The sequence below is a fragment of the Pseudoalteromonas sp. McH1-7 genome (assembly GCF_013366255.1).
In the GTDB taxonomy this organism is placed as follows: Bacteria; Pseudomonadota; Gammaproteobacteria; order Enterobacterales; family Alteromonadaceae; genus Pseudoalteromonas; species Pseudoalteromonas peptidolytica.
In genome coordinates this window covers 54,835-72,153 of sequence record NZ_JABWPQ010000004.1, presented here as the reverse complement: position 1 = coordinate 72,153, position 17,319 = coordinate 54,835, and the positions used below count along the sequence as shown (strand labels likewise).

General features: G+C 45.6%; 11 protein-coding genes (1 of these 11 only partly in view). 3 read left to right on the top strand and 8 right to left on the bottom strand.

Features of this window, described 5'->3' with window-relative positions; translation table 11 throughout:
• Positions 1-81 precede the first annotated feature (81 nt).
• From HUZ36_RS03885 to HUZ36_RS03875, 3 genes are all read left to right on the top strand, one after another.
• Complete coding sequence (locus HUZ36_RS03885) at positions 82-558, top strand: DM13 domain-containing protein (protein ID WP_176032046.1); 477 nt, start codon at positions 82-84, stop codon at positions 556-558.
• A gap of 424 nt (positions 559-982) precedes the next feature.
• Entirely contained in the window at positions 983-1,357 is a 375-nt protein-coding gene (locus HUZ36_RS03880; protein WP_128731645.1) for a winged helix-turn-helix domain-containing protein, read from the top strand.
• A 232-nt stretch (positions 1,358-1,589) separates the two neighbouring features.
• A complete protein-coding gene (locus tag HUZ36_RS03875) occupies positions 1,590-1,790 on the top strand; it encodes an MbtH family protein (protein WP_176032045.1) in 201 nt (66 codons plus the stop codon).
• 120 nt (positions 1,791-1,910) lie between these two features.
• Here HUZ36_RS03875 and HUZ36_RS03870 read toward each other — a convergent pair whose 3' ends face one another.
• From HUZ36_RS03870 to HUZ36_RS03835, 8 genes are all read right to left on the bottom strand, one after another.
• Positions 1,911-2,849: a CPBP family intramembrane glutamic endopeptidase gene (locus HUZ36_RS03870; protein WP_176032044.1), complete on the bottom strand. Its 939-nt coding sequence runs from the start codon at positions 2,847-2,849 to the stop codon at positions 1,911-1,913.
• A gap of 113 nt (positions 2,850-2,962) precedes the next feature.
• The gene (locus HUZ36_RS03865; RefSeq protein ID WP_099643593.1) at positions 2,963-3,832 is read right to left on the bottom strand and encodes a cupin-like domain-containing protein; all 870 of its coding nucleotides are present in this window, start codon (positions 3,830-3,832) and stop codon (positions 2,963-2,965) included.
• Positions 3,833-3,844: 12 nt separating this feature from the next.
• Positions 3,845-6,970 (bottom strand): efflux RND transporter permease subunit, encoded by a 3,126-nt coding sequence (locus HUZ36_RS03860; protein WP_176032043.1) that lies wholly within the window; start codon positions 6,968-6,970, stop codon positions 3,845-3,847.
• Entirely contained in the window at positions 6,931-8,091 is a 1,161-nt protein-coding gene (locus HUZ36_RS03855; protein ID WP_176032042.1) for an efflux RND transporter periplasmic adaptor subunit, read from the bottom strand. Before HUZ36_RS03855 ends, HUZ36_RS03860 begins: the two co-directional genes overlap by 40 nt.
• Positions 8,084-9,169, bottom strand: a complete 1,086-nt coding sequence (locus HUZ36_RS03850) for a hypothetical protein (protein ID WP_176032041.1) — start codon at positions 9,167-9,169, stop codon at positions 8,084-8,086. The genes HUZ36_RS03855 and HUZ36_RS03850 overlap by 8 nt, the downstream gene beginning before the upstream one ends.
• Positions 9,169-10,479: an MFS transporter gene (locus HUZ36_RS03845; RefSeq protein WP_176032040.1), complete on the bottom strand. Its 1,311-nt coding sequence runs from the start codon at positions 10,477-10,479 to the stop codon at positions 9,169-9,171. Before HUZ36_RS03845 ends, HUZ36_RS03850 begins: the two co-directional genes overlap by 1 nt.
• Entirely contained in the window at positions 10,479-14,564 is a 4,086-nt protein-coding gene (locus HUZ36_RS03840; protein ID WP_176032039.1) for a type I polyketide synthase, read from the bottom strand. Before HUZ36_RS03840 ends, HUZ36_RS03845 begins: the two co-directional genes overlap by 1 nt.
• Positions 14,558-17,319, bottom strand: the final stretch of a protein-coding gene (locus tag HUZ36_RS03835; protein WP_176032038.1) for a non-ribosomal peptide synthetase. The gene runs 18,400 nt beyond the window's last position; 2,762 of the gene's 21,162 nt are visible here — the last part of the coding sequence; the start codon falls outside the window, past its right edge — the gene reads right to left on this strand; the stop codon is at positions 14,558-14,560. Before HUZ36_RS03835 ends, HUZ36_RS03840 begins: the two co-directional genes overlap by 7 nt.

Genomic DNA, 17,319 nt, shown 5'->3' with positions numbered 1-17,319 from the left:
AACTTTTTAATTAGATACAGCCAATAGCTAAGTATCGCTATTTGACTATACTTCTGGTTTACGATTCATTTGGAGACGACTTTGCGAGCATTTCTTACCCTACTATTACTCATTGTGGTGTTTGTCACCGGCTTTGTTGCTGGTGTGTATACCTTACCGATAATGACGCAACCTCCAGCAGCCAGCAACGCTGAAATTCAGGCAATTAGTAAAGCCGCGACTCATAAAGGCCAATTTGTGAAAGCACTTAAAGACTCTGATGCGTTGCACTATGCCATCGGTGAAATATATTTCTCAGACAAGCATATTGCCTTTGCAGGTGAAATAGCCCCTGGTCCAGATTATCGGCTATACCTTGCCAAGACTTTTATTGAAACTGAAGCAGACTTTAAAATGCAAAAACACACGATGCTCGAAGTTGCAAGAATAAATCAATTTTCACAATTTGTGCTACCAAGATATCTTCAGGCAGACTTAGCAGAGTTTCAAAGTGCTGTTATTTGGTGTGAACACTTTGAACAATTTATTTCAGCAGCACCGTTAAACGCTCTAAAATGAATGCAGTAACCTACTCTTTTTTAAACTTATATCTAGGAACTTTGTGACAGCAAGAAGGCACAAGGTAGCAATAAGGTTCACGAATAATATTCATATCACACCAGTTACATTACTAATGCAGCTAAAACCACCACACTAAAAAATTAACTTATGTTGCTTAAATGCGAAAAACGAACTTGTAGATTATTTCATTTCGTCGCATATCTGTTGTATTAATTTTGATACAGCAGTATTATAAAACCACTACTTTATGGAGTGGTTCGTGTTTTTGGTCAGCCATTGTTATCTCACTTTTCACACAGAATAAGTAACACAATTTGTTTACATAACGAAGCGATACAAACTATAAAAAGGTATGATCCTAAATCTGTTCCCCATCAATAAAGTAGATGCTGGAAGTCGTTTTCAAAGAAGGAGTTAATAGATGAATACGGTAGCCGCAAATTCGTCTGACAACGCGATGGAATTAAACAAAGGATTCATTTTTTATCATGGTGAGGATTATATTCTCTCTGAGAACCAAGAAGTCGTTAAACTTGAACCTTTAGCATCCAAAGCTTTGCTTTATTTAATAGAGCATTCAGAGCGCGCAGTATCAGTCGAAGAGTTGTTGGTCAAAGTTTGGGGAAGTAAATTTAAATCGATGAAAGTCGTAAACCGCTGTGTGTGTTTGGCACGAAAAGCGTTAGCAGATGATATGCGTAATCCTAAATTTATAAAAACGATCCCAAAACGAGGGTATAAATTTGTTGGACACTGCATGATTAAAAATCATTGTTTAGAACTAACGGCCCATTAATACCAATTTTTCTTAATACTTGCTCAATTTGAAGAAGTACACCTGACGCTAACTCCGTTAGAAATTACTTATTTAGAACAACTAAATAGCAAAATTTTGGCTTGCCGATATGACCGTTAGTACCTTAGCGTGCATAAGATGCAGTAGTGGTGTTATCAACAAGGTTTTTTGCTTCAAAATAGATCACTTAATTAAGCAAATTGATATAACAAGCAATAGATAAGGAGACACGATGCTAAACACAATAGAAATGTATACGGTACTCATTAATGCTGAAAAGCAATATTCAGTTTGGTCCGCAACCAAAGCAATACCAAAGGGGTGGAGCCAAATTGATATTCAAGGCAGCTTAGAAGAGTGTAATGCCTATATTAACGAGCATTGGAAAGATATGCGTCCAGAAAGCCTACGAAAAGCAATGGAAAATAGTTAATAGCAAACCGCTCAAAAGTTACCATTAACAATAACCATATAACCTTATGTTGGCAGGTTAACTACGAAAGCAAAAAGCAGAATATCAACATTTTGCTTTTTGCTTTTTATTATTTCGCTCCTAAAATTGCATATTTACTTGCAACAACGGCACACTACCACCATGTTCTAACTCAGCTATTCCAGCAATAACATTTATCCAATAATGAACAGCAACTGATTGTTCTAGGTCATAGTTATTACGTTGATGTAGCCAGCCCAGATAACCACCGATCGCCGTCGCAGCACCAAAACTTGCTTGGTTACCACTGCCGCTGTGCAAAGCACCAAATAAAAGGGATGACACAACGAGGCCTGAGCGTTGTCCCAGTTGATGGCTTAGTTCAGTGTTGAGGTAACCACGGAAAAACGCTTCTTCGCCCACCGCAGTAAACAGGTTGCCAGCAAGATTTGCACTGTGTGCCTCAAACAAACTAACACTATCATCTCTTTCTATGGCATAGACGTTATCGCGTGAAGAAACATAAGCCGCAACCAATAACAATGGAATATAAGTACTTGGTTTGGATAGATTCTCCCACTTGAATGGGGCTTTCCATAATTGTGATACTGGCGTGGCTGACACGGTGACGTCATGATCAAATTGCCGGTATTTGGCTCGACTTTGATACGCGTCGTAAGATGACATAAACATGCTGTTTAATGCCACATTTGAGGTGAAATCGGCCTTTAGCGTAGTGGCATTTAAATATTCAATGTCTAATACGTCGTTATCTCGATCATCATCATCGATATAATCATCTTGATCAGAGTAGTGGCCATATCCCGCAAAACCGACCAAAGTCGACGTGGCATACCATGTGGTTTTTTGGTATTGCCCATCCAAACCTTGGATCACTCCTGGAAGGACAAATCCTGATAGCGCCCCTAAATTAGGGCTATCACTTAATATACTCGGCTTAAAATCAAAATCATAGGGGTCATTATCAGAGACTTCAGCATTTGCTGTATAAGAAAATAGCCATAACACAATGACCCCACCAATGGTCGAAAACTTCATGCTCTTATTCCTTTAACGTTAACTAGTTGCGCCACTTGCTTAGAATAAAAATCACGCAAGTGGTGCTGCTACCAATGCTACTTTTAGGTAGATTGGCAGTACCTCTTGACTACCTAAGAGACATAATTGAGGTAGCCTTTGTACAATCGGAAAAACACCCGCTCTGGTAACAGCTTCATCAACCTTAATAAACATAAAAAGTTGTAATAAAAGTTAGTTACTGGTATGCCCTCGTATAGCGCTTTAACACCACGCCACGCGCTATGTTGATTATGAAAATCAATATTAAAAGACACGCAGGTATCCATAGAGCGAACATGATGCAAAGTACCGCTTGGCATAAACAAAATATCACCGGCTTCCACGTCGACGACTACCGCTTTGTCCTTATCGTACTGAGCATATTGCTGTAGATCAGGTTGCTCGGGGTCAAGTTTGAACCAACGCCAGCCATATCTGCCACAATGACGACTATCTTCATATGGCAGTAGCGTAAAGCGTTTAGTCCCCTTGATTTGGAAGAACAAATTGTGCGTCAGTAAGCAGTCAAAATGTAGCGGTGTGACACTTTGCGAGGGGCCAAGAAAAAACTGGCAATATTTCCACCAATTACTATAAGCAATTGGCATAAAGTTACTAGGAAAATCATTTATTTCCTGTTTCAATTCCGGTAAGGCATGAAATATTGGAATATCGTGACAATAAGCTGGAAACTCCCCTTCACCTCGCTCATACGCATCTAATTGGTCGCAATAATCTCCAAGCGGCATTGCCTCTTTAATAATATTGCCTTTTTCAAACCGCTTTACTGGTACTTGCTGATCTGGAAAATGCTGCTTGAAATAGCGGGTTCCCCACCCTTGGGTTGCTTGCCAATGTTTGATGGCCCCCTTAATCAGTACAGGGCGGCCTGGTTTTAAATAATTGCGCTTAAACTCAGAAGCTGTCAGCGAATCTACAATGTCAACTTTATACTTATCCATGAATTTTCCTTATTAACCCAAGTCAAAATTTGCAGCAGCGATAGTCGATTTATTGTGTTTTACTGCCGCGCTTTTTAGTAGTACAGGCAACATAAATAATGTTGCAAAAGAACTGGCTATCACCCCAAATGCTAAAGACACCGCCATTGGGATCACCATGTGTGCTTGTAAATCTGTCTCAAACATTAGCGGCAATAGACCGATAAATGTCGTCAACGACGTTAAGGTAATTGCCATAAAACGCTGACTAGCCACTTGTACAATGCGACTGCCCGGTTTTGAATGGGCCACCAATAAAATCAAGGCATCATTGACCGCGACACCAAGTGCTGCAATTACACCAAATAGCGACATTACGCTCATACCTAGTCCCATAACCCAATGCCCAAATACGGCACCAACGAAACAAAATGGCAGGACACTCAAAATCAGTAGAGGCTTTTTGTAGGAGCGCAGTGGAATGGCTAGTAATGCGTAAATACCAAAAAGCGATAATAGGAATAGCACCGCTTGACGAGACATCCTGCCTTGTTGCTCTTTGAGCTCACCGTTTAGGTTAAATGTCAGCCCTGGAAACTCAGTGGATAGATCAGTGAGAATACTCTGCTCTAACAGCTCTGAGATATCATCAGGGTCCGCAAGCAGCGGGTCCACTGAGGCCATTAAGACAACATTTTGTCTACCATTATCGGAGCGCATTTCTGTGGGCGCTTGGATCAACTGATAGGTGGCTACGTCCGTAAACAACAATTCAGTCCCATCATCTAGGTGAATATATATGTTATCGAGCTGATGTAGTTGAGCACGATAGTCTTGCGGATACTTGAGCATCACCTTGACTTCAAAGCTATCTCTTAGTACTCGCTGTACCTCAATACCATAAATTGCTGTGGTAACCTGAGACATCAACATCTCTGGTGTGAGACCTAGGTTCTGTCCCATTTCATTTAATGCTAACCGAACCTCTATATCCATGTTGCTTTGACTGTTTGTCACATCATAAACCGCAGACAAGGCGTTTAGCTTTTGCTCTAGTTGCTTAGCGGCAGCATCGACTTGTAAAGGGACTTCCCCCACTACATTGATCTGAATATCTCGCGATTCAGGGTCACCATCTAGTGTTTCTTGGATCCGATACTCTTTTAACCCTGGCATGTTAGGAAGCGCTTGCCTCCAAAGCTTTGCCAATGCAAAAGTGTCTAATTTTCTCGCCTCATCATCTACCAACTTAACGTATAACTCCGCATTTTGCGGACCATCAAGGATCACCGCAGTGTGGGCAACCATACCTTGGCCATATTGTGAAGCCAGCGATTTATCAACATCTAACACGCTTTGTTCAAAAGCTCGTATCGCCTCTACCGTCATGGCTTCAGAGGCTGTACTTTCCATCCGAAGTTGAATTGAAGGGAAATCATGAGGAACACGGGCATCTCCAATCCACTTTACATGACCACCTGAGAGCATACCCATTGCAACCATAAATAACGCAAAAAATGCACTGACTACTGGCCAACGTTTTGGTAGCAAAGTTCGCAGCACAGGTTCATATACGCCACGAATAAACGACTGCATACCAAGCGCAATGGTGTTGCGTAGTTTATCTAGCACAGGAGTCACCCGCTTCTTTGGGCCTATCGCAGCAAGGTGAGCCGGTAAGATCAATTTAGATTCGATGATTGAAAACAACATCGCGAACACCACAACAAACCCAATACTGCGAAATAACTCTCTTGATTCCCCTTCTACAAACAGCAGCGGTAAAAATGCAGTAACTGTGGTGAGTACGCCAAATACCGTCGCGACTGACACTTTTTCAACTCCTTTTATTACGCTGGCTTGTTGATAGCCTGTACGCTCACACTCATGATAGACACTTTCTGACACCACGATGGCGTCGTCTACTACGATACCCAGCACCAAAATAAAGCCAAACATGCTCATTAAATTAAGCGTTACCGATACACTTTCCATGGGCAGCAGCATCATAGTGCCAAGATAGCTAATGGGGATCCCAGCCATTACCCACATGGCAATACGAGGACGTAAAAATAAACTCAGAACCACAAAAACTAACAAAGCACCTGCAAACAGGTTTTCCATCATCATGTCCAAGCGCCCTTCAACATAGTAATTAAAGTCGAGCCAAGCGGTCGCCGTTAAGCCAGCTTCTAATGACGCTGAATGCGTAGCTAGATAGCGTTCAACCGCCTCTGATACGACCGCGATATCTTGCTCAGGGGCGGCACTGATTTGGAAAATACGAGCCGGTTTACCATCAAAGCTTGAAAAGAAAGCCCCATCCGCCAAGGTGTCGTTTACAGTGGCAACTTCCCCAAGCAGTACCGTAGCACCGTTGGATAAAGTAAGTACTGGGATCGTCGCAAATTCACCTGAGCGGTATGCCTGATTCTCCATTCGCACAGTGATTTCACCTTGCTCATTTCGGATAAAACCACCCGTTTGGTTTATTGAGTAAGCATTGATCCGTTCGCTCAATTGCGTCATGGTTAGGCCATAACGCCTCAGTGCATCAGGGTCTACTTCAATACTGACCTCAAAATCGCGACCACTGTCATGATCAACATATTGCACCTCAGGTAACAGTAAGAGTTCCCGTTGTAGCTTGGCTGCCGCCATTTTTAGATTTTTTTGATCTGCACTGCCGTACAAGGCTAGAAACATTACAGTATGGCGTGGCGGTATATATTCAATCACAGGACGTTCAATGCCGACGGGGAGTGTTGATAACGCGTCAATTTCACGCTTCACACGGGCTAACAATTGTTGCGCATCACTATCGTCACTCAAGGTCAAACGAACTCGGGCCAACTCCTTGTTGCTGAGCCCCACCATACGGCGCACCTCAGGTAACCCTTGCAGTGCATTCTCTATTTTTTCGGTCACCCCAATTTTTACTTCAGCAGCCGATGCTCCTGGATACTCAACGATGACCTCAATTTGCTGATTGGGCTCAAGTGGCAATAACTGCTTATTAATAGACAAAAACGATAACACACCGCCAATCAATAAAAACAACATCAGTAAATTGACGGCGATAGGGTTTTTAATAAACCAAGCAATCACGTTGCGAAGCATCACTGCATCTCCTTGTTCGGTGTAGCCGTCTGTACCCACTGTTCACCTGATGAGATGTGTCTGACTTCAACTTGCATCCCAGCAACTGGGTTTTGCAGTGGAGTCACTATCAAGCGATCACCCGCTTCCAACCCAGCCGAAATTAATGCCTGATCTTCATAAAAGCTTTTAACGGTTAATTGCCTGTGGTGTAAGCGGCCCTCGCCATCTACAACCCACGCACTGCCTTGACGTAAAAATCGAGCTGGGATCGCTGTGTGAAGGACACTCTGCTCAAGCTCTACCTTTGCTATTACATAATCACCAAATCGCAGCGCATCTAGGTCTGAATGTAAGGCTAACGGATCCATAACACGGACAACCACGTGATTTACCGCATGTTCACCCGTGGTGTTTTCAATACGTACAATTTCGCCATAGCGTTTTTTACTCAGCGATGAAGTAAGTTCAACTCGCTTTCCAATGAGTGATGGTGCGCGCTTTAGCTGAGCAACACTTAGTGGTAGTCGGATCTGTGCGATATCTGTGCTCATTAACTGCCCTAACACCTCTCCTTGTTCGACGTATTGACCCAGTCCCACCGAGCGCGTGGCTACAACGGCATTAAATGGTGCTCTAATCACCGTTTTGTTTAAGTCTCTTTGGGCAATCAGCAAGTCCGCCTTAGCAGCTTCAATGTTTGCCAGCTCTCTGGCTAGTTGTGGCTTATAAAGCGCAAGATCGGAAGGTGTTTGATCTGTGACACCTTGCCACTCTTGCTCTGCGACCTTGGCTTGCGCTTCGATCAAAGTGTACTCAGCTTGAGTGCGGCTAAGTTCAGCTTTTGCTTTTAACAGTGCGGCATGATAACTGTGCTGTTCAATACGGAGTAACGGGCCTTGATTACTGACCAAGTCGCCGTCGTTAAATTCGGTAGCCACTTCTTCGATCCGACCACTCACCTCCGCCGCCAGCTGAGTGTGATACAAAGGTTCAACTCGACCTCGAGTCGTTAGGGTGATCGGTGCTTCCACTTCTTGCACTGTGATGGCACTTACGACGGGCAGCTGTTGCTGTGGTTCAATGACATCCGGCTCATCTTGGGCGCTTAGTCCAACAAAAGCGACCACACCAAAAACCAAAATTGCACCTGACAAGGCAACCGTTTTCAGCTTATTCATGGTGCGCCTCCAGCAGTAATACTGACAGCGATTGTAATTGATTAAGTAACGCAGGGATCCGAGCGCTAGCCTCGTGAACTGAACCAAGTACGGTGTCGGAACCTTGCTCCGAACGACCACAGACATACTCTTGGTGACGCCATAAAAGATATAACTGACGTAAGAACGCCTCAGCATAAAACGCAGTTTTTGGTACATGTTGGGTGATGCAGGTTTGCAAAAACCCTTCCCCTAATGGCGCTAAGTTCGTGACCCAAGCTCGCTCATCGTGCTGTGTCATGTTGCCGCCTAGAAGGAGCGGCCAAAAGTATGCACAGTTAAGCCAAAAGTGCGCTAAAAATCGCAGTCCTGAATCGATAGATACTTGCGGGTCCATTACCGCAAGTTGTCCATTGTGCTGCAATACCAAGTTTTCTGGATGAATATCTTCATTTACCAATGTAAGCGGCCATTCATGTAACGCTTGCAGCTCATAACTCAGCGTTAGCGCGTCAATTAATGCCGTCGCTTCTGTTTCTATGCTTATTTCTTTAATAAGATTGATAAAGCGTTGTTTTTCAAATTGGTACTGAAGCTGTTGTGCGGTTTCATTTTGGCCCTTCAAACCGCCTTCAGTGGTCAAAAGTAACTTGCCCATACCGTCACAAGGCGCTGGCTTTTTATAAGCACTGAGTAAAGCTCTCGCCAACGTGCAACCTGCCTGATGAGCTTGCTCAGAAGTAAAATCGGCAAAGGCCACTGCCTGTTCTAATTTTGACTCTATGACCCAAAATTGACCATCTAACTGGCCACTTTGATATTGCTGAGGGACTGCCAACTCACTACCTGCAAGCGCTTGGTAAAACAATTGCGTGCCTTTATATTCTCCGGCAATCAGCGACGCTGAATGGCTCTCTACTTCGCCATATGGAAAGCGCTTTCTAAACTTAACCACCATTGCGGGCTGTTGTGGCGATGTCACTTCATACGCAACGTGAATGTCCCCGTTTCCAAGCTCTTGGTACTGTATTCCTTCATGGCTTACAAACTGAGCAGCAATGAGGTGATTAAGCTGAGTTTGACGACGTACTGATAACATTAGATACCTCCTGCTTTAACGGCTTTATCCAATGCGGGATAGCTGGTTTTTAAAAAGTCACCCGCCTGTTCGGCTTCTAGGCGCATAAAGGTTTTAAAATGCGGCAATAAATACAGGCAAGGTGCAACCACTAATGCAACAGCTCCTAACACCAATAATGTAGTTGAAAAGCCCACTTTATCTACACTTATCCCGACCGCAGACATGCTGACAGGCTCAATCCCTTTACCCATAAATCCAAGTGTTGCACCAATTCTTGAACGCAAAATATCTGGCACGGAAGCCATCACTTGCGAAGACAGAACCACATTTGCCCATACGGTTGCCAAACCAATTAGCGTCAATGAAACAAGTACTTGGTAAATGTGAATGTTAAATGCCATGGAGCCGATACACACACCAAGGAGTAGAAATGCAAAAAGCATGATGCGGTCTAACGACACTTTTTGGGCAATAAAACCGAACAACACCACACCTAAAATACTGCCGACTGCCAGTCCTGATTCAAGCAAACCTACGTACCAAGCTGGCAATTGCTCCACTTCTTTCACAAGGTAAGGAACCAGTACTTCCAATGGCGCAACAGTGAAATTGATAAACATGACAATCAATGACAAACCAAGCAGTATGCGTACTTGAAAAACCACTCTGAATCCCTCTAATACTGCATTCCACCAAGTTTTCACTCCCATCACACCACTACTCTCGCTGGCTTTTGTGTTAGCGCGGATCAGCAGTGAGCAACTCATCGCCACCAAGAAAGTCGCCGTATTGACCCAAAACGCCACCATCACACCAAACACAGATACTAATGCACCACCGAGCAGGCCACCAACGATCCCCGCCATCGCGTTGATACCCTCTGTTTTATTGATGGCCTCTTTGAGTAACGCTTTATCGACTAGCTGAGCAACAATACTGCGAGACGAGCTGCTAAAGAGCGCCCCAGCGGTCGTGTTCACAGTGAACAAGGCAACTAACAGTGCTTTATCAAAGTGGTCAAACATCACACAGGCCGCCAAAGCGACAAACACTATCGCGCGAATGATGTCACTCAAGGCAATCACATGCTTACGACTGTAACGGTCTCCGATGGGACCAAATAGTGGGGTTAGGACAACCCCTATCGCCATAGGAATGGCCAACATTGTACCCATCACAGCAGCCGATCCGGTTTTTTCTAGGATCCACCAACCTAACGCCAGCATGCCCACGGCATCACCAACTAATGAGAGGCTTTGTCCCAATCGGTAAATCCAAAAGTCTCTACCTAATCCTTGCTTTTTTGTGGTGCTTTTTTGCTCGCCCATTATTCTTCCTCAGTCAGTACTGCTGCACTTTTTTCTTGATTGTTAAGTTCAGTTACACAGGGTAAAAATCCACGTTCCATCAGTCTTTGGATGTAACGGTTTACCGTACCTGCGCTAATTTCTGGTAGACTGTGATGCTCCTTTTGTAACGTTTCACAGAGCAAGTCGTTATTAAAACGAAGCTGCTTATTGACCTCTGCTTCCCCCTCTTGCGCCTGCAACATACGATATAGCGGACGCTGCTGCGCTTCTGTCAGCATCTGGGTTACCCGTTTCTCCCAAAATGTGTCATCGAGAATTTGCAGTGGATAACCTAATGATCTGGCTTGCTCGGCTAGGTCGTGGAAGGTCAATAAATTATGTGGTACTAAATGATATACCGAGCCTGCAGGTGCATGTTCGGCCAATGTATGAGTGATAGCGCAAGCTTGGTCAACCGGTAACATATCAACATATAATCCTGCCGCTGAACGAGGATAAGCCGACACTTGAATACAACCTTTTACCAGTGCCCAAATCGCATCTTTTTCATTGCATTGTCCGCTTTCTTGAGGACCGGTAATGTTACCTGCTCGCAAGACAAGCGTATCAAATCCACGTGCTTTGGCCTGCCAGATCAGCTGCTCTGCCGCCCACTTGCTGTGCCCATATCCAGAACTAAATTTGCCAGTTAACAGTTCAGGTTGCTCGGTAACTTGCGTTTCGCCCACATAAGCCGTGTTAGAGTAGACTGAAATGGAAGAGGCGAAAATAAGCCGCTTTTTCGGCCCTTGTGCGGCCAATTGCAAGCAAGTTGTTACGCTATCAATATTTGCAGCACGCAATGACTCAACACCATAGAAATGGTTAACTGAAGCTGCCAGATGGTATATTTTGCTCACTTGTTGGCCTAATGCCTCAAACGCCTCTGACGGCAGACCAAATAAAGGCTCACAGATATCACCGATGATGACCTTGATCCGCGAGCTGGCGATCTGTAGCGGCAATCCATAATGCCGAGCAGTTTGATACAACCTTTGCCTTGCGGCACTTTCGTCTTCAGCTCGGACTAAGCAATATAAAGTACTATCACTCGAATCTAGCAATTGCTGCAGCAGGTGGATCCCCCAAAACCCAGTACACCCAGTGATCAAAGCAGCGTCAACCTGAACATCGGTATTATTAGGTTGCAGTGTTTCACTCAGAGTGAGCGCGAGTTCAGTTCCATTCTTTTGCTCAGATTGCGAGGTAACAAATTGACTCAATTGACTGGCCGTAGGAGCTTGCAAGAACTGATCGAGTGTTAAGCTGGTACCGAGTTTACTGTTGATGTCTTTCAACACACTCACTAACAGTAGAGAGTCACCACCCAGACTAAAGTAGTCGTCCTCCACGGTAAGGTCATCACGGTCAAAGTAGGATGAAAAGACACTTAGGATCTGTGCTTCAGGGCTGAGTCCATGAGCTTGAGGTTCAGACTCTGGCGTGACAGAAGCAGCAACTTCCATATGGCTTAAGCGTTTTTCTCCCCACCAATAGGTTTTACGCTCAAACGGATAGGTTGGCATTACTTGACGTTGATAAGCGCCTTCTCCCAACATGGCGTCCCAATTAGGTTCAACCCCGCACGTCCATAGTTGAGCTATCGCTCGCAGCAACGACTGCTGTTCATGACCAAGCTGTTTTGCATTGCCAATGGTTGCCACGCCATAATGATAATCTTGTCGCTTCAATAACTGTGTGAACAGCTGCCCAGGACCTACTTCTACGCAAATATACTGCTGTGATTTTAGCAAGGCTAAACCATCAGCGAACTTCACTGTATGCCTTACATGCTCACTCCAATACTGGGGCGTTGCAGCTTTTACAAAATCGACCCACTCGCCGCTTCTATTTGAAATCCAAGGCGTACTAGGTTGAGTAAACTTAAGTTTCGTCAAATAACGCTCAAATTCACTTAACATGGGAGCCATTTGTTGACTGTGATAAGCATGAGAAGTCTTTAGGCGTTTTGGTGACAGCCCTTCTTCAGATAGGATTAACTCGGCTTCCTGAATTGCCTCAAAACTGCCCGCAATAACACATGTGTCGTGACTGTTTTCAACGGCTAATTCAACACCGTCTGGCATCAAATCCGCAATACTTTGCCAACTTTTCGAGATACTTAGCATGGCTCCTGTGGGCATGCTATCCATTAATCTCGCCCGTTCAATAACGGCACCAAGGGCATCTTCTAGCGACAATAACTCACTAAGACAAGCCGCGACCCACTCTCCTAAGCTATGCCCAAGATAAGCATCTGCTTGAATACCATAATAAGCCAGCAGCTTAGCTAAACTGTATTCCACAGCAAACAATACTGGCTGAGTGTTTTTGGTGATGGCCAGCTGAGCGTCATCACTGTGTAATAGCTGAATAATGTCTACACCGCGATTTAACGCATAGGCTGCGACTTGGTCTAAGTGACGACGATATTCAGGCTCACTGCGATATAACGCCATCCCCATTTGTACAAATTGGGTTCCTTGCCCTGGGAAGATAAACGCCACTTTGGCTTGATGTTGCGCTTGATGCTCACCAACCTGTCCGTACACTTCGCCTTGATGCAATAACACTGCACGCCTCAGCGGATAACGCTCGCGACCATGTACCATGGTTTTTACGCAATCTCGAGACAGATTGCCTCGGCGCTCAGCTTCCGCCAAAACGGCTTGGTTATAATCGCTCAACGATTTCGTTGATTTTGCGCTCAGTGGTACAAAACTCCACGGATTAAGCTGCGCTGTTGCTTGCGTTTTAGCAGGCATATTCTGCAGCACCACGTGGGCATTGGTGCCACCAATACCAAACGAGCTAACTCCCGCCAATAGCGTTTCTTGCTGATTTAACGCAACCGCTTGCTGGTTTACTCTCAGTGGACTGGCCTGCATTGCAAAGGCAGGATTGGGCTGTTCAAAATGTGGCATCGGTGGAATAACGCCTTTGTCCAATACCAGTGCCGCTTTGATGACTCCCGCGATCCCCGCTGCCGCATCCAAGTGGCCATAATTCGTTTTTAGCGACCCCACATAGGTTTGCTGCGCCGTCGCACCAAGCTCTTCATAGGCGCGACTCAAAGCATTGAGTTCAATTGGATCCCCCAACTTGGTGGCTGTTCCATGTGCTTCTACAAATTTAACTTGCTCAACGGGTAAATCAGCGGCAGTCATGGCTTCAATTACCAATTCTGCCTGTGCATTTTCACTGGGCGCGGTATAACCGACCTTCTCATTGCCATCATTATTTAGCGCTGTGGAACGGATCACCGCGATAATGTTGTCGCCATCTTCAAGGGCCTCTTTGGTGCGTTTGAGCACCACCGCAGCAACGCCACTGCCGGTCAAAGTACCTGACGCTTTTTCATCAAATGGTCGGCAAATTCCATCTTGCGAAAAGATAGCGCCTTCTATGTATTGGTAGCCCTTTTCATCTCCTAACTGAAGCGAACTGCCCCCCACCAGCGCCATATCACAATGGAAGCTTTCAAGGTGTTGCACTGCCACAGACAAAGCGGTAAGCGAAGTTGAGCAGGCCGTTGCCAGCGTCATTGCTGGTCCCCGGAGGTTTAAATGCCACGCTACGCGAGTTGCTAGTTGGTCTGGCAAGCTACCAGAAAACAAGCTCATGGCGTTGTGACTGTCGACATGATGGATCACATTTTCAATAAAGTATTGGCTTGGACTGACTCCCGCAAATACGCCAACCTTGCCGTCGACTTGGCTCGGTGCATATCCGGCGTGTTCCATAGCGGTTTGGCACACTTCCAAAAAGCAACGTTGTTGCGGGTCAATCATGGCCGCTTCACGAGCCGACAAATTATATAAATTAGCATCAAAGTCAGCGGCGCCCTCTAAATTCAGTGTTACTGGCACCCAATCCTTTGGCAATTGCGCTTGCTCTTCTGCACTCAGTTGATGCACTGTCATGCCACTTTGACCTGCACATAAGGTTTGCCAAAAGGCGTCGATATTTTCAGCTTTAGGAAAACGTCCAGCCATACCTATGATGGCAATACTGTCTTCCAATTCTTCTGCCAGCTCAGTTATTGTTGTTGGTTCGCTTAGCATGTTTCTTTCCCTCTACGTTGACGTTGACGCGCTTGGCGTCGTTTATTACCAGCTTGACTACCTAGCTTGGGCTTAGCTGCAACTGTCTCATCACTTAACCAGCTGGCTTGTGCCGAAATTGTGGTGTGTTTGAATAAGGCCAATAGTTCAACTTCTTTTTCGAATGCTTGATTTATCGCCGCTTGTAATCGCGTGGCGAGAATCGATTGGCCTCCAACATCAAAGAAATTGTCGGTTACTCCAAAGTCGCTATGACCCAAAATCTCCTGCCAGAGTGTCATTAAGGTTTGTTGTACCTGACCACTCGCTTGTTGCCTTGGGCCAGAACTCACCACCTCAGCAGCGGGTAAGGCTGAGCGCTTGATCTTACCGTTGACGTCGGTGGGTAAAGCTGCAAGTTCACCCCACAACTGAGGCACCATGTAACTCGGTACTAGTGATTGCAATTGCGCTTTGACTTGTGCGGCTGGAGCTGTGGTTACAATATATGCAGCGAGCGCTGTGACGGTTTCGCCTTCGTACTGCGGCACCACCGCGGCTTGGCTTACTTCGGCTAAGTTGCACAGTACCGCCTCAACTTCTTCAAGCTCAACACGGTGACCACGCAGCTTTATCTGATTATCGGCGCGGCCAATAAACACCAAGTTACCGTCGCCGTCATAGCGCACGAGGTCGCCAGAGTTATACAAACGGCCATGGCTTGGATGCGTGGTAAACCGCGCGTCTGTCACGTCTGGCTTGCGCCAATAACCTAACCCCACACATGGACCGCCGATGTATAGCGTACCAACAGCCCCAGGTGGCACTGGTTGTAATTGGTCATCCAATACAAACAACTTACTGCCTGGGCGTGGGACCCCCATGTGCGGTTTGCGATTGCGACTAATATCAAAATCCCCCAATGACACACCTACCCCCGTTTCACTCGGGCCGTAGGCATTAATAATGCGGCGCATTGGTGCACTCCAAGATTGCAACAGTGCATAGGAAGGCGCTTCACCTGCCGTTAAAATGGTGTTTAGTGCTGGATACGCATGAACAGGAGTATTGGCTAATACCGATGGGAATAGGATGGCAAAATTTACCTGCATGGTTTCAAGGGTTTGGGCCAAAGCAATGCCCGGCATAACAGCCATTTTGTCTGCTAACAGTAAAGTTGCACCATTCATTAACGCCGCCCAAAACTCTAATACGGCAGAGTCGAAGGCGATGGAAGCAAATTGCAACACCCGAGTACCAACTTGAATATCCAGTAAATTATCTGAATTACGGGCAAAGCCCATGACTGCACTATGCTGTAACAATGTGCCTTTAGGACGCCCAGTAGTACCCGAGGTATAGATCACATAAGCCAGTTGATCGCAACAAACCTTGATTTGAGGATTTGTCCGCTCTATAGACGCGATAATATGCTCAAAATCATCCAAAAATAAGCATTCCCCTTGCACTGACTGAGCAGTTTCTTGGGTACACAGCAACAAGTCAGCATCACTGTCTGATAAAATATAATCTCTACGCTCGCCTGGTAACTCAGGGTCTAACCCAATGTAAGCGGCACCCGCTTTCAACACCGCAAGGGCAGCAATCACACTGAGTTCATTACGCGGCAGGCACAGCGCCACCCTCGAACCTACTTGCACGCCTCTAGCTAATAGAACACGTGCTAAGCCATTGGCCTTTTCGTCGAGCATGCGATATGTCAGCGAAGTGCCATTTAACACCTCAACAGCAACGGCATCGGGATAAACTTCTGCGCGGCGTTCAAACTCTCCGTGTAAGGTAGCGGTTTGCGGCCACTGACCATCAACTTGACTCCAATGACTAAGTTTTTGCTGTTGCTTAGGAGAAACTACACTTAGCTCATTGATAGGCATTGCTAACCAACTCGACAGTTGCGTTAATGCATATTCATAGCTACCAATTAAGCTATCAATCAGTCCGGCTTCAAACAAATCAACATCATACTCAAGTTGGATCACCATGCCGTCGTCGCTATGCTGAACAAACCAGCATAAGTCGAGTTTTACACTCTCAGGTTCACTTTCAACTGGAGTGATAGTTAACCCGTCTAATGTGACCGAATCCGAAGGCAAGTTGTGCAACGAGAAAGTGATCTGAAACAGTGGATTCATCCCAGCTAAGCGGTTGGGCGCAACAGCTTCAACAATTTGGCTCAGTGGTATGGTTTGATGATCTAGCGCATCAAATGCACTGTCACGCACCTGTGACAAGAATTGCTGGAGCGTCTGCTGAGGATCCAACTGACCGCGCAGTGGTAACGTATTCACAAACAAACCAATCGTGCGCTCAAACGCCACGTCATCTCGTCCCGACACAGGGAAACCTGTCACTAAGTCCGTTTCTCCGGTGAATTTATGCTGTACCAACTGCCAAGCTGCCAGCAGTAACATAAAGCTAGACATGCCTTGAGATTGTGCCAGTTGGGTCAAATCGTCAGTGACATCCTGAGTTAATACCACCTCTCGTCTTGCGCCTTGTTGACGACTCACCTCTCGTTCCATCTGTAGCGGCAATTGGTGACTTTGCGGTGCAGCAGCCAAATGACCTCGCCACCAGTATAAGCCTTCTTCAAGCTGCGTTTGCGGCAATGCCTGATACTGCCAGTAGTCTGAGCCACTGATCATGGTTGTGTTTTTGGCTTGGTATAAAGCCATAAACTCTTCAGCTAAAATGGTCAGTGACCAACCATCGGCGATTAAATGCGAGACTACAAATTGTAAGCACGCCTGCGCAC

What these genes read in the sequence shown, in the direction of transcription:
- HUZ36_RS03880 (WP_128731645.1), top strand. Translation starts at nt 983, where the DNA reads ATGAATACGGTAGCCGCAAATTCGTCTGACAACGCGATGGAATTAAAC.
- HUZ36_RS03875 (WP_176032045.1), top strand. Translation starts at nt 1,590, where the DNA reads ATGCTAAACACAATAGAAATGTATACGGTACTCATTAATGCTGAAAAG.
- HUZ36_RS03870 (WP_176032044.1), bottom strand. Translation starts at nt 2,849, where the DNA reads ATGAAGTTTTCGACCATTGGTGGGGTCATTGTGTTATGGCTATTTTCT.
- HUZ36_RS03865 (WP_099643593.1), bottom strand. Translation starts at nt 3,832, where the DNA reads ATGGATAAGTATAAAGTTGACATTGTAGATTCGCTGACAGCTTCTGAG.
- HUZ36_RS03855 (WP_176032042.1), bottom strand. Translation starts at nt 8,091, where the DNA reads ATGAATAAGCTGAAAACGGTTGCCTTGTCAGGTGCAATTTTGGTTTTT.
- HUZ36_RS03850 (WP_176032041.1), bottom strand. Translation starts at nt 9,169, where the DNA reads ATGTTATCAGTACGTCGTCAAACTCAGCTTAATCACCTCATTGCTGCT.
- HUZ36_RS03845 (WP_176032040.1), bottom strand. Translation starts at nt 10,479, where the DNA reads ATGGGCGAGCAAAAAAGCACCACAAAAAAGCAAGGATTAGGTAGAGAC.
- HUZ36_RS03840 (WP_176032039.1), bottom strand. Translation starts at nt 14,564, where the DNA reads ATGCTAAGCGAACCAACAACAATAACTGAGCTGGCAGAAGAATTGGAA.